15 protein-coding genes are annotated in these 12,812 nt (G+C 58.3%); 9 read left to right on the forward strand and 6 right to left on the reverse strand.

Translation table 11 applies throughout. The features are described 5' to 3' along the window. Positions 1 to 134: 134 nt before the first annotated feature. From ACTF5F_RS06170 to ACTF5F_RS06180, 3 genes are read right to left on the reverse strand one after another with little or no spacing between them, the layout of a single operon-like run. The gene (locus ACTF5F_RS06170) at positions 135 to 638 is read right to left on the reverse strand and encodes a flavin reductase family protein (protein ID WP_438955999.1); all 504 of its coding nucleotides are present in this window, start codon (positions 636 to 638) and stop codon (positions 135 to 137) included. Further along, entirely contained in the window at positions 638 to 1,528 is an 891-nt protein-coding gene (locus tag ACTF5F_RS06175; RefSeq protein WP_438956000.1) for an aldo/keto reductase, read from the reverse strand. Before ACTF5F_RS06175 ends, ACTF5F_RS06170 begins: the two co-directional genes overlap by 1 nt. Further along, positions 1,525 to 2,685 (reverse strand): LLM class flavin-dependent oxidoreductase, encoded by a 1,161-nt coding sequence (locus ACTF5F_RS06180; protein ID WP_438956001.1) that lies wholly within the window; start codon positions 2,683 to 2,685, stop codon positions 1,525 to 1,527. Before ACTF5F_RS06180 ends, ACTF5F_RS06175 begins: the two co-directional genes overlap by 4 nt. Before the next feature lie 100 nt (positions 2,686 to 2,785). On the opposite strand from ACTF5F_RS06180, the gene ACTF5F_RS06185 reads away from it, so the two are divergent. Beyond that, entirely contained in the window at positions 2,786 to 3,502 is a 717-nt protein-coding gene (locus tag ACTF5F_RS06185) for a GntR family transcriptional regulator (RefSeq protein WP_438956002.1), read from the forward strand. 5 nt (positions 3,503 to 3,507) lie between these two features. Continuing rightward, the gene (locus ACTF5F_RS06190) at positions 3,508 to 4,596 is read left to right on the forward strand and encodes a Gfo/Idh/MocA family protein (protein WP_438956003.1); all 1,089 of its coding nucleotides are present in this window, start codon (positions 3,508 to 3,510) and stop codon (positions 4,594 to 4,596) included. Between the two features lie 58 nt (positions 4,597 to 4,654). Here ACTF5F_RS06190 and ACTF5F_RS06195 read toward each other — a convergent pair whose 3' ends face one another. Further along, positions 4,655 to 5,761, reverse strand: coding sequence for a THUMP domain-containing class I SAM-dependent RNA methyltransferase (locus ACTF5F_RS06195; RefSeq protein WP_438956004.1), 1,107 nt, complete (start codon positions 5,759 to 5,761; stop codon positions 4,655 to 4,657). A 106-nt stretch (positions 5,762 to 5,867) separates the two neighbouring features. On the opposite strand from ACTF5F_RS06195, the gene dusA reads away from it, so the two are divergent. Together dusA and ACTF5F_RS06205 are read left to right on the forward strand one after the other, a co-directional pair. Then, positions 5,868 to 6,863 carry a tRNA dihydrouridine(20/20a) synthase DusA gene (dusA, locus tag ACTF5F_RS06200; RefSeq protein WP_438956005.1) on the forward strand — a complete coding sequence of 332 codons (996 nt, stop codon included), beginning with the start codon at positions 5,868 to 5,870 and terminating at the stop codon, positions 6,861 to 6,863. Positions 6,864 to 6,900: 37 nt separating this feature from the next. Then, positions 6,901 to 7,647, forward strand: coding sequence for a hypothetical protein (locus ACTF5F_RS06205; protein ID WP_438956006.1), 747 nt, complete (start codon positions 6,901 to 6,903; stop codon positions 7,645 to 7,647). Here the strand turns inward: ACTF5F_RS06205 and ACTF5F_RS06210 are convergent. Continuing rightward, a complete protein-coding gene (locus ACTF5F_RS06210) occupies positions 7,605 to 8,312 on the reverse strand; it encodes a helix-turn-helix transcriptional regulator (RefSeq protein ID WP_438956007.1) in 708 nt (235 codons plus the stop codon). The two genes, ACTF5F_RS06205 and ACTF5F_RS06210, sit on opposite strands and share 43 nt — an antisense overlap. A 183-nt stretch (positions 8,313 to 8,495) precedes the next feature. Between ACTF5F_RS06210 and ACTF5F_RS06215 the strand changes: the two genes are divergently transcribed. The 5 genes from ACTF5F_RS06215 to ACTF5F_RS06235 all read left to right on the forward strand — a co-directional run bounded on the left by ACTF5F_RS06215 (position 8,496) and on the right by ACTF5F_RS06235 (position 11,596). Further along, the gene (locus tag ACTF5F_RS06215; protein WP_438956008.1) at positions 8,496 to 8,708 is read left to right on the forward strand and encodes a twin-arginine translocase TatA/TatE family subunit; all 213 of its coding nucleotides are present in this window, start codon (positions 8,496 to 8,498) and stop codon (positions 8,706 to 8,708) included. 6 nt (positions 8,709 to 8,714) lie between these two features. Beyond that, a complete protein-coding gene (gene tatB, locus ACTF5F_RS06220; protein WP_438956009.1) occupies positions 8,715 to 9,221 on the forward strand; it encodes a Sec-independent protein translocase protein TatB in 507 nt (168 codons plus the stop codon). Further along, positions 9,218 to 10,183: a twin-arginine translocase subunit TatC gene (gene tatC / locus ACTF5F_RS06225; RefSeq protein WP_438956010.1), complete on the forward strand. Its 966-nt coding sequence runs from the start codon at positions 9,218 to 9,220 to the stop codon at positions 10,181 to 10,183. Before tatB ends, tatC begins: the two co-directional genes overlap by 4 nt. After that, on the forward strand, positions 10,180 to 11,016 hold the full coding sequence (locus ACTF5F_RS06230; RefSeq protein WP_438956011.1) for an ATP-binding protein: 837 nt from the start codon (positions 10,180 to 10,182) through the stop codon (positions 11,014 to 11,016). The genes tatC and ACTF5F_RS06230 overlap by 4 nt, the downstream gene beginning before the upstream one ends. A 79-nt stretch (positions 11,017 to 11,095) precedes the next feature. Continuing rightward, positions 11,096 to 11,596, forward strand: a complete 501-nt coding sequence (locus ACTF5F_RS06235) for a hypothetical protein (RefSeq protein WP_438956012.1) — start codon at positions 11,096 to 11,098, stop codon at positions 11,594 to 11,596. Between the two features lie 43 nt (positions 11,597 to 11,639). Here the strand turns inward: ACTF5F_RS06235 and ACTF5F_RS06240 are convergent, their stop codons facing one another. Next, entirely contained in the window at positions 11,640 to 12,809 is a 1,170-nt protein-coding gene (locus tag ACTF5F_RS06240) for a peptidoglycan DD-metalloendopeptidase family protein (RefSeq protein WP_438956013.1), read from the reverse strand. Between the last annotated feature and the right edge of the window lie 3 nt (positions 12,810 to 12,812).

The raw sequence follows: 12,812 nt of genomic DNA on the forward strand, positions 1-12,812 counted from the left end.
CTCCCTTGTTCATGTGTTCGGGGCTTTTGCCCTTCTTGTTATGCGGTGCAGCTTGCGCTGTTTTCCATTCTTTGATTTGGGGCGCTGCCCCGACGCTTGTGCGCCTCCCCCGGGATATTTCCGGCAAAAGGTGGTCAGGTTTCGTTGAACTCCCCGTATTTGCCGCTGTGAAAGACGAGCGGTGTGCCATCGGTGTGGGTACATCTTGTGACTTCACCCACGACGATGACATGGTCGCCTGCGTCATGGGTGGTGTTGAGGTTGCATTCGAATGTGGCGAGCGCGCCGTCGATGAGGGGCATACCACAATGAGATTTGGTCCAAGTGACAGCATCAAACGCTGTTTTGGAGCGGGCAAACGCCGCGCAGACATCGCGTTGATCAGCGGCAAGGACATGGATTGCAAAGCGGCGCGAACCTGCAAAATGTTCGAACCGTTTGGAGGCTTTGGCTGGCGACCAGAGGACAAGCGGTGGGTCAAGCGAGACGCTGGCAAAGCTGTTGGCGATGATCCCAACGGGGCCTTCGGGGCTGTCGGTCGTCACCAGTGTGACGCCGGTCACAAATGTCCCAAGCGCGCCGCGGAAGCTTGACGCATCCGTGCTTGGATCAAAGCTGGCGATAGTTACTGCGTCCATTATGGCACCTCTTGGCCAAGAGCCGCGGTGTAGAGCGCGAACCACGTCTCGCGGTCCATCTTGACCTTGAGCGCGTCGGAAAGCTTGCCAATCCGGTCGAGGTTGTTGGTGCCCATGACGCTCATGATGTTGGCGGGGTGGGCGAGCAGCCATGCCACGGCCACGGCCCCATTGTCGACGCCATTTTTGGACGCGACTTTGGCCATCGCATCCTGCACAGGGCCCTTGCCTGTCATCAGCGATCCGCCACCAAGCGGGGACCATGCCATTATTGGAACGCCACGTTCCTGCAGGTAAGCGACATCGCCGTTGGTGAAGCCTTGGTGCGCGGAGAGCGACAATTCGATCTGGTTTGTGACCAGTTGGTTTTTCATCGCCGATTGCAACAGTGTCCAATCGCGCAGTTTGAAGTTGGACACGCCGACTGTGCGGACTTTGCCAGATGCCACGACCTCATCCAGAGCGTCCCCTGTTTCATGGTGATCCATGAAAGGATCGGGGCGGTGGATCAAAAGCGTGTCGATCCGGTCAATGTTCAGCAAGCGCAAGGAATGATCGACCGAAGCCACGATATGGGCGCGGCTGGTGTCGTAGAATTTGCCGCTGACGCCCGCATAGCGGCCCGCGGGGATCAGGATGTCGCATTTTGTTACGACCTCGATTTGATCTTTCAGATGCGGCGCGACCTTCAGCGCGTTGCCCATCACTTCTTCCGCTTCATAACCGCCGTAGATGTCGGCCTGGTCCATCGTGGTGATGCCTTGTTCGAGGCAGGCCTCGATCTTGGCCTGCACGTGAGCGGGGGAGGTGTCGTCCGCCTCCGCCAAGCGCCACATGCCGTAGATAATCTGGCTGAAGGAAAGGTCTTTGGTGATTGGTATGCGCTTCACGTACGTGGTCCTGTGCCCAAGGGAGTTGCGGGAGTGTCAGCTGGCACCCGGCCATAGGCATGGGGCAGCGAGCAGGTCTTGAGTTCTGGCATCACCCGTTTGCCGAAATGTTTGGCTTCGTCGATGTGGGGGTAGCCTGAGAAGATGAAAGCACGGATGCCCATCTTTTGGTAGTCCTCGATTTTGCTGAGGATTTGATCGGTCGAGCCGACAAGCGCTGCGCCGCAGCCAGAGCGGGCGCGGCCGACACCGGTCCAGAGGCCGGGCTCAGTATAGCCGTATTTGTCAGCCAGTTCGCGGGCGCGGGCCTGATGTGCAACGCCCAAGCTGATGCTGTCATGGGCACGGTCACGGATCAGTTTACCGTATTCGTCGTCGAGTTTGGAGGCGATGTAATCGGCGTATTCTTTCGCTTCTTGTTCAGTATCGCGCACGATCATGTGGACCCGCAGGCCATAATCAAGCGTCCGCCCGTGGCGTTCTGCGACGGCATGCGCATCCCTCATCCGTTGGGCCAGCATGTCTTTGGTTTCGGGCCACATCAGATAGACATCACACTGCGCGCCGCAAAGTTCGAGCGCAGCAGGGGAGTAACCGCCGAAGTAAAGCAGCGGACCGCCGTTTTGTTGGTAGGGTTTGGCGGGGCCGGTGGGGACGTTCTCAAAATTGTAGACGTCGCCTCTGAAATTGATCTCATCCTGCGTCCAGGCTTGGCGTAGGATTTCGACGACCTCATGGCTGCGCTTGTAGCGGTAAGCGCTTTCGGCGACCTCGCCCGGAAAATCGGAGGAAATGACGTTCAGCGTCAGGCGACCTTTGAGCATGTGGTCAAGCGTGGCCACGGTGCGTGCCAGCATGATCGGCTGCATTTCCCCGCAGCGGATCGCGGCGAGAAAGTTCATCTTGCTGGTCAGGGGTGCCATGCCCGCGACGAAGCTGAGCGTGTCTTGGCCCACTTGGTAAGACGACGGGGCAAGGATGTTGCGGAAGCCTTGCTCCTCCGCTGTCAGGGCGATGTCGCGGCAATGTTCCCAAGACGAGCGCAGATCGCCGCCAGGGACGCCCAAAAATTGGTAATCGTCGGAACATAAAGCAGAAAACCAGCTGACCTCAGCCGCATCCAGATCAGCGCTTGTGGCCGGTGCAACTTGGTTCATGCTGTCCCCCCGAAGAATCCTCTTGCCAAATGCGTAGCACGGGCTTTTATGTGTAGCAATAGTAGATCAATTTGGCGGTGCCACAGGAGGGGCGGTCGTCATGGCGCAATCCGCGACACCTCAAGCGCTGCCAATTTATGTGCAGATCAGCGAGCGATTGATCCGCGAAATCGCGGCGGGTCACATTGTGGATGGCGCGCGCTTGCCGCCGGAACGCGACATGGCCGCTGATTTGGGGATCGCGGTGGGCACGTTGCGCAAAGCCTTGGCGGATTTGGAGAGCAAGGGGATGCTGGAGCGGATCCAAGGCTCTGGCAATTATGTGCGGCACAAACCGCAGGTGGCCTCTGTCTATGCCTTCTTCCGGTTAGAGAAGATCGAGGGCGGTGGCTTGCCGACGGCGGAGGTTTTGTCGGTTGATCGGATGCAAAAACCTGATGGGGCGCCGAGCTTTGGTGCATCGCGTCAGGGGCATCGGATCCGGCGGCTGCGGCGGTTAGATGATGATGTGATCGCGGTGGAAGAGATTTGGCTCGATGGCGATGCCGCGCCAGAAATCACGACGGAGGATTTGTCGGACTCGCTTTACCTCTATTACCGCGAAAAGCTCGGTGTCATCATTGCCTCGGTGGCCGATGAAATAGGGGTGGACAGCGTGCCCGCTTGGGCCGATGAGCGGTTCGGGCTCACGGCTGGTTCGGCCTGCGGCTATATCGAACGGGTGAGTTGGGACAGCGCGTCATCCCCTGTCGAGTTTTCGCGCACTTGGTTCGATTACAATAAGGCGCGATACCTGTCGCGGATGGGAAAAGGATAAAGATATTGGAAAACGTCAAGTATGGTCTGATCGGATGCGGCATGATGGGCCAAGAGCATGTCAAGAATATTAACCTGCTCCCGACCGGAGAGGTGACGGCTGTTTATGATCCCTTTATAGAGCTGGCAGAGGTGTCTGCGGAACTGGCAGGCGGGGCCTATGTCGCGCAGAGCCTTGATGACCTTTTAGCGCGTGATGACCTCGACGCGCTGGTGATCGTCAGCCCAAACTTTGAGCATGTGGGGCAATTGAAGGAGATTGTCGCAAAGCGACCGCTGCCGATCCTTTGTGAGAAACCGCTTTATACGCGGCCCGAACAGAAGGCGGAGCTTGAGGCGCTGTTTGACGGCTACCCGCATCCGGTCTGGGTCGCGATGGAGTATCGCTATATGCCGCCGGTGGCCGCGCTGATTGAACAGGCGGATCATGCGACAGGCGGCATCGCTATGCTGACGGTTCGGGAACATCGCTTTCCGTTCCTGCCCAAGATAGGCGATTGGAACCGCTTCAATGAGAACACAGGTGGCACCTTGGTCGAAAAGTGCTGCCATTTCTTTGATCTGATGCGGTTTATCTTGAAGGCCGAGCCTGTGCGCGTGATGGCGTCCTCTGGACAAGCGATGAACCATTTGGATGAGCGCTATGATGGTCGCGTGCCCGACATTTGGGACAACGGCTATGTCATTATTGACTTCGACAATGGCTCGCGAGCGATGCTGGAGTTGTGTATGTTTGCTGAAGGGTCGGAGTTTCAGGAGGAAATTTCTGCCGTGGGCCCCAAAGGCAAGATTGAGTGTTTCGTACCGGGACCGGGGCGGTTCTGGCCCAAGGCGCTGGGCAAGCCGCCGGTGCCGAAATTGGTGATCTCCCCCCGTGCGCCGAAAGGGCCGTTGGAATCCGAGATACCCGTTGATCCGAAACTGCTGATGGCGGGGGATCACAATGGATCGACCTATTACCAGCACATACGGTTCAATGCGGCTGTGCGCGGACAGGGCGGTGTCGAGGTCACGGTGCGCGACGGCGCACGCGCGGTTGAAATCGGATTAGCCGCTCAGGAGAGTGCAGCGACAGGGCAGGCTGTAACACTGTGAGGGGGATGGCGCTCTCTTTCCTGCCGGAAAGAGGCGCCCCACCCACCATCCCATCAGCTCAGGGCAATGGATCTGTTTGATAAAGGGTGATGCGAATGCCGCCATGTGGGATCGGCGCTGATTGGGGCTTGAAGGGCAGCTCTGTCGCCTGCGCGAGCTGCCGCTCAGCGGTCACTAGGCCCACGCGCCAGCCCGCGAAACGCTCTTTCAGGACCTTGCCAAGGGTGGCGTAAAGGCCAAAGAGCCGTTTCTTGTCGCCAATCCGGTCGCCGTAGGGCGGGTTTAGGATGACCAGACCGTTTGGCCCGTTGGGGCGTGTCAGATCGCTCAGGCTTTGATGGGTGAAGTGGATCCGGTCGGCGAGATCCGCGCGTTTGGCGTTCTGTGTTGCGCCTGTGATTGCCCCTTCGTTCCGGTCGCTGCCATAGAAGGTGTGCTGCTTTTGGGTGTCTGAGAGGTCCGCCTTGAGAGCCGCCCAGCGGTCCGGTTGAAACGGAGCGAGCTGTTCGAACGCAAAGCTGCGATATCGCCCCGGGGCGCGGCCTGTGGCGATATCCGCGGCTTCGAGCAGGAAGGTGCCAGAGCCGCACATGGGGTCGAGGACCGGCTCATCCCCAGTATAACCGCATTGGCGCAGAAATAGCGCCACGAGCGTTTCGCGCATCGGCGCTTTGCCGACGAAGGATTTGAAGCCACGCCGGTGAAGCGGTGCGCCGGATGTGTCGATGGAGAGTGTGCAGAGGTTGTTCTCAATTCGCACTTTCAAGGCAACCACTGGTCCATCCTGCGTCGGGCTAAGCACTTTTGTCAGCGCAGTGCTGATCCGTTCGGCTGCCGCACCTTGGTGGTAGATTTTGGAATTTTTGCAGGTGACGTCGACAGTGACGCGCGTGCTCGGTTTGAAATGGTCCGCCCAATCAAACTCGGACGCCTTGCGGTCAAGCTCTGCCAGGTGAAACACACGGAACTGGCCGATGCGGGCGAGGATGCGCGTGGCCCCGCGCAGCCAGAGGTTTGCCTTCCAAACCGTCGTCCAATGTCCCATGAATGTCACCCCACCGGGGACGGCTTGTGCGTTCTTGAACCCTGCCTCGATGGCCTCATCGCACAACGTTTCCTCCATCCCGGGGACGGTGATTGCGAAGATTTCGAATGGCTTGCTCATGCGGGCGTACTATCTTGTTGGGCGATGGATGCACAGTGAAACTCTGGACATGATGAGAGATTTGGTAGATTTGGCCTGTGCTGAACTGCCGTGAGCATTACAAAACATGGTTTCTGAAACCCGATTAGAGACTGCCGCACGCCTTTCCGTCGCCCCGATGATGGATTGGACGGATAGGCATTGCCGTTATCTGCATCGGCAGATGACGAAACATGCGTTGCTTTATACGGAGATGGTGACAGCTCCGGCCGTGATCCACGGCGATCGGGAGCGGTTGTTGGGTTTCGATGATACGGAGCATCCGGTGGCGGTGCAGCTGGGTGGATCTGATCCTGTGCAGCTCGCCGAAGCCGCGAAGATTGCCGAGGATTTCGGTTATGACGAGGTGAATCTCAATTGCGGGTGCCCCTCCGACCGCGTGCAGTCTGGTGCCTTTGGAGCGGTGTTGATGGAAACACCTGCGCTGGTGGCGGAGTGTTGTGCCGCGATGATCGAAGCGGTCGCTCTGCCTGTGACCGTCAAATGCCGGATCGGGGTCGACGATCAGGAGCCGGAAGAGGTTTTGCCAGACTTCCTTGCGCGGGTCTCGGCTGCGGGCGTCGGGCGGTTTACGGTTCATGCGCGCAAAGCATGGTTGCAGGGGCTGAGCCCCAAGGAAAATCGTGACATCCCGCCGTTGGACTATGATCTGGTGCGGGAGATGAAAGCGGTCTTCCCGCATTTGCATCTGTCGCTAAACGGTGGGATCGAGACGCTGGATCAGGCGGAGGCGGCTTTGGAAAGCCTCGACGGGGCGATGATCGGGCGCGCGGCGTATCATGCACCGTCTGACATTCTTCTCGACGCCGATCGCAGGATATTTGGAGGAGCAGAAGGTCCGACAACGGAGGACGCTGTTGGGGAGATGTTGCCCTACATCGCCGCGCATATTTCGCAAGGAGGGCGGTTGCATCATGTGACGCGCCATATGCTGGGCCTTTTCCAAGGGCGGCCAGGTGCGCGGTTGTGGCGGCGGTATTTGTCAGAGAATGCGCATAAGGATGCAGCAGGCGTTGAGGTGGTCGAGACTGCCTTGGGCTTTGTCACGCGGGAGGCGGCGTAGTGGATATGGGGTTGTTGGCCGTGATGGCGGTCATGTTGTGGAAGGTCGTTGGGTTTTGATCGATGGCTTTGAAGTCTTTGACGTCGAACCGGGTGTTCTGCGCTGGGCGGATTCTGCAGGCAATGCCGTTCTGAAGATCGATACCAGCGAACGCCGGCATGGGCGGACGTGGTTTGTGGGGGTCGATGCCCTCCCCAATGAGGCGGATGGCTCAGTCAATGGGGTGCCGCTGGCGGGCACATGGATGGAGCGGTTGGAAGACCATCCACGGTTTGACGGCTGGCACGCGGCGCAGGTCTCCATCGTTTATGACGGCTATCCCAAGCGCGACGCGGAGGAGAGTGAGGCGGCGCATCGGTTTCGCGTCAATCGTGATGCGGCGCATATGGATGGACTTTTGCCAGAGGGACCAGAGCGGAGACGCCATCTGCGGGAGGCGCACGCCTTTATCGTGGGAATGCCGCTCAACGCAGTTGTAGCGAGCCCTTTGGTCGTCTGGCCAAGCAGCCATGTGATTATGCAAGAGGCGTTTCGAGGTCTATTGGAGAAGCACCCGCCAGCAAGTTGGGGCGGTCTCGATGTGACGGAGCCCTATCAGGCGGCACGACGTCAGGTTTTTGAAACATGCGAGCGGGTGGAGGTACCGCTGGTGCCGGGTCAGGCGGTGCTTCTGCATCGGCATTTGGTGCATGGGGTGGCACCGTGGGCCGGTCCGGCCGTGGTAGAGGGGCGTCAGGTCGCCTATTTCCGGCCGTTGGTGTCAGAGCTTCCCGACTGGCTGTGATCGCCAGCGGCATGCTGGTCCCAGTAATCTTCCAGCGATTTGCCGGGTTCATCGACAAAAAGACCGGGCAGTGCGCGGATTGCTGTGATCTGGTCTAAGCGCAGTTGGACGAACTTCTTGGCTGTCTCGCTCCATGCGATGCAGGTCCATAGTCGGCCCCAGTAGTCGAGTTGCAGAGGCCGTAAAGTTTGGCGTTTGTCGCCAATCCGCGCCATGATTTTTTGCCGTGTGCGGATCGCTTGGCGGATGAAGGGCAAGTGCTGGAACCCTTTGGAGGCTTCAGCGAAAGGATAAACCGCAAGGTTGAAACCATCGGGCGTCCTCGTGCGGTCTTCCGGCAAGACGCCTTCTAGTCGTCGTGACAAAGAGTGCGCCGCTTGCGCGAGGTCAGGATCATCGGCGCGGGACACGGCGAGAAGGCCAAGATGCAGCGCCTCAACCTCCAGCATCGTCATATTGAGCGGGGGAAGGGTGATCGCAGCCGTGACGCGGTACCCAATCCCTCGCTCCCCTTCGATGGGAACGCCGGACGCCGCGAGCGTTTCCATGTCGCGGTAGATCGTACGGAGGGAGACGCCCGTGCGTCTTGCCAATTCCTCCGCCTTGTGAAGTGTGCCGTCGCGCAGGATTTGGATCAAATCCATCAGTCGGTCGGCACGGCGCATTTAAGGTTCCTTTTGTCATATTTCTGACAACTGACAATATTTTGTCAGTAAATTTGAGTTTCTTAAAGAAAAAAAGGGGCTAGCAGAGGAGGAATACGCTCTTTTCCCTTTCCTGGCTGCAGTAAGGTCCCTATCTCTGACGTAGGAAGATGTGGGCCACGGCCCAACATGAGGAGACGTACAATGCTCAACAACATCGGATTGCCAGGTCTGCTGCTAATTGCAGTTGTCGTGCTGGTTCTGTTTGGCCGCGGCAAAATCTCATCCCTGATGGGCGAAGTGGGCAAAGGCATCACCGCGTTCAAGAAGGGCGTGGATGACGGCAAGAAAGAGATCGAGGACGGCTTGGCAGATGCCAAGGACGTCACGCCTGCAGAAGAAAAAGACAACGCTTAAGCCCCCATGTTTGGACTAAGCTGGGGCGAGTTATTGGTGGTGGGTGTCGTCGCCCTCATTGTGATCGGACCGAAAGACTTACCCGGAATGTTCCGCACATTGGGTGAGTTCACCGGTAAGGCACGGCGCATGGCGCGTGAGTTCAGCCGCGCGATGGAGCAGGCGGCGGACGAATCCGGCGTCAACGACATAAATAAGACGATCCGCGCCGCGACGAACCCCGTGAAGTTTGGAACCGACGCCATCCGTGACTCCGTCGCGTCGAGCCTGAAACCGGGTGACGATGAATCGACCCTGTCTGACGAGCATAAGGCCGAGAAGGCCAAAATAGACGCGTCGATGCGGAAGGCTGCCAACGAACGGATGGAGCGGGAGCGCGCGGCAGAGGCCGCAGCCGCAGCAGAAGCCCGAAAGCCTGTGGCGAAGAAAGCATCGGCCAAGAAAGCCCCTGCAAAAAAGACCACAATAAAAGCCAAGCAAAAAGCGAAAGCCAAACCAAAGGCTGATACATGAGCGCCGCCGAAGATATCGAAGACAGCTCCGCCCCGCTGATTGAGCATTTGGCCGAACTGCGCACGCGGTTGATCCGCTCTGTCGGTGCGTTCTTGGTGGCGATGATCATTTGCTTCACATTCGGCAGCTCGATCCTCGACTTCCTGTTGATCCCGATTGAGAACACGATGCGCGCCTTGGGTGATCCGAACCCAGTGATGCAATACACTGCGCCGCAGGAGTATTTCTTTACCCTTGTGCGGATTTCTGTGGTCGGCGGGCTTTGCCTATCATTCCCCGTCATCGCGCATCAGCTTTGGCGGTTCGTGGCCCCGGGTCTCTATAAGAACGAAAAGCAAGCGTTCCTGCCGTTTCTGATTGCTTCGCCATTCCTGTTTATCCTCGGCGCAGCGTTCGCGCATTATGTCGTTGTGCCGCTTGCAATGGCGTTCTTCTTGGGATTTGCGGACATCCCGTCGATGGTGCAAGCGCTGATTACAGAGAATTTCCCGCCGCAGACGGATGGATCTGAGCTGTTGCCGGGGTCAGGTGTGGATGGGGCGTTGCCGATGCCACAGCCGGATGTAGGCATCGACATCGTGTTCAACGGCAAAGTCAACGAAAGCCTTGATATAACGTTGAAAATGATTGTGGCCTTCGGCCTCTGCTTTCAGTTGCCGGTTTTGCTGACGTTGATGGGCAAGGCGGGTCTCGCCAGCTCGCGCGGGCTGCGCAACACGCGGAAATACGCGATTGTGGGCATTCTTGTCGTGGCCGCCCTAATCACACCGCCTGACGTGATCACTCAGGTGATCCTCTTCGTCGTCGTCTATGGGCTTTATGAAATCTCGATCCATCTGGTGGCCGGTGTTGAGCGTCGCAAGGACCGCGCGGCACGGGCCGAGGGGATCATTGGGGAAGGTGAAAGCCTATTCGATGAGACCGAAGATGAGGATGATGAGATTGAGGAATCCCAAGCGTGAGTGACCCGCTGGTCCGCATTGCTGCAGCGTTGGAACGGATTAGCCCGCCGCCCTCTGACGCGCCTGACTTCGACAGTGCATCGGCTTTTGTCTGGCACCCTGATCCAGACCGCTTGGCGCCGGTTTCCAAAGTCAATCGCGTCGATGTGGATTTGCTGGTCGGTATTAATCGTTCCCGCGATACGTTGATGGCAAACACCTTGCAATTCGCCAAAGGATTGCCTGCCAATAACGCCTTGCTGTGGGGCGCACGGGGGATGGGAAAATCCAGCCTTATCAAAGCTGTGCATGGAAAGCTTCACGCAGATCATGCCGATCTGAAGATCGTGGAAGTGCAGCGTGAGGATTTGCCGGCCATAGGACGTTGCCTCAACATTCTGCGCGGCGTCGACAAACGCTTTATCCTGTTTTGTGACGATTTGTCGTTCAATCATGATGATGCGCATTACAAATCGTTGAAGGCGGTTCTGGACGGCGGGATCGAAGGTCGGCCGGAGAATGTCGTGCTCTACGCCACATCCAACCGCCGCCACCTGATGCCACGCGATATGATCGAGAATGAGCGCTCAACAGCCATTACCCCCGGTGAGGCGGTGGAAGAGAAAGTCTCCCTGTCAGACCGCTTCGGGCTCTGGCTTGGGTTCCATCCGTGTGATCAGGATCAATATCTCGCCATGATCCGTGGGTATTGTGATGCACATGGGGTTGAGATCGATGAGGACACCCTGCGGGCCGAAGCGATTGAATGGCAGGCCACGCGCGGCAGCCGGTCTGGCCGCGTTGCTTGGCAGTATTTCGTCGATCTGACCGGTCGTCGGGGTGTGACCCTTTAGCCCTTTCAAGCGCTTGGTCCTTGTATCGCACCATCCTTCGGGACAGGATGAGCCAACCGAATTTCAAACGAAGAGTGATATGATGAAAAAGCTCCTATTGTGCGCCGCTGTGGCCTTTATCCCCGCCAGCGCGATGGCCGACCGGATGGACCGGTTTGAGGCCATTTCTGCAGAGATGAATGACCTTATGGCGGAGATGATGGCCAAGGAAATCGATGCGCAGGGGGGCGACGGTGACATCATTCGTGCAGCGGTGCCTAAGCAGATTTTCGATCAAGAAAGCACAGCGGCAAGTGAATGTTTGTTGGCGCGATACGAAGCAGAGTTGGGCGAAGAGGTTGTCGGTGAAATGCTTGATCGGATGGAGCAGGCGATGCCGCTGATGGCCGAAATGACGATGACGGAATTTTCCGAATCCGATATCGCCGATGCGATGTCGCCTCCAGGTCTGGGTGAAGACTTGGTCTTTGACATTTCACAGGACTGCGGCCTGATGGCCATTCAGGTGAAGCGGATGCAGGAATCCGGTTTCATGGACGCGCTGATGGCTGCGGGTGAAACCATTCCCGACAACAATTGATCGAAGCCCCCGGGCGGAAAACGAGCTGCGCAGGGTCGTTCAGTTATGGAAGAAAGTCAGCTGGATCAACGGATTGCAGGCCGCGCCTCACCTCAAAGTGTAGGAAGCTTGGATCTCCTGCACTGACGCTGCCGATGGTCTGGCCACGGGCGACTGTTACGTTCTTGGAGACGGTCAGCTCTTCAAGGTTGGTATAGACGGTCAGCAGGTTGTCTGGGTGTTTGATGACCACAATCGCGACTCCGTTCGTGTCGGTTGTGACCGCCGCGACGGTTCCTCCGTCTGCGGCTTTGACAGACGTTCCAGCGGGTACACCAATGTCGATTCCCTCATTACGGCCTGGTGCATAGGCGCGGATCACGCTGCCTTCGACAGGGCGGAGCAGGCGGGCGGTCTCGGTCGTAGTCTGCGTGCCAAGGTCGGGGGCCTCTGGCGCGTCGGGCGCATTCGCCTCCGCTGTTGTGTCATCTTCTGGCAGCGGTTGCGACGCGCTTGGTGGCAGCGGTGTTTCTGATCCCGTGCCGGGTGTCGTGATCACCTCTGTCAGAGTTTCGACGGCTGCTGGTGGCCGCGCGTTCGATTGCGGGATCAGCAGGAAAGCTCCTTCGCGGATTGTCAGGTCAGAGCCGAGGCCGTTCCATTCGGCCAAGTTTTGCACAGGCACACCATAGAGACGGCTAATGGAGAAAATCGTCTCACCCGCAGCGATTTTGTGCTGAAGCGGTTCAGCTGGTGCAGTGGATTGCGCCTGTGGCGCTGGTGCTGCTTGCGGCGTGGCTGAGGGGAGCGTTGTGACCGTCGGTGCCTGACTGTCCACACGGTCCAAGGCGGTTGTGGCCACATCTGTGATGTCGAAGGTTTCAATCCTTCCGCCAGCGGGTTCTGCCACACGACGCGGCAGGGCGATGACTTCTTCGCTCCGCAGAGGAATATTCAAGTCCATGCCGTTGTACCGGGCCAATTCGGCGGCATCCAATCCAACGCGGTTTGCAATGGTAGTGATTGTGTCGCCTTGGCGAGCCACCACCACCTGATAGTTCGGGTAGGAGATCACACCGCGATCATCAGGCGCAGGGCGGTCAGGCAGGTTTGCCACCGCAGCGCTGGTGTCAAAGCCATTACCAAGGTTGCGCAAATCGAAATCGGGGATGCCGTCGCACGCGGCCAGCGCAAGTGCTGCCGCCCCACAAAACAGAATGCGGTTGGGTGCCATGTC

Origin of the sequence: Cognatiyoonia sp. (assembly GCF_965661665.1) — a bacterium.
Classification (GTDB): Bacteria; Pseudomonadota; Alphaproteobacteria; order Rhodobacterales; family Rhodobacteraceae; genus Cognatiyoonia.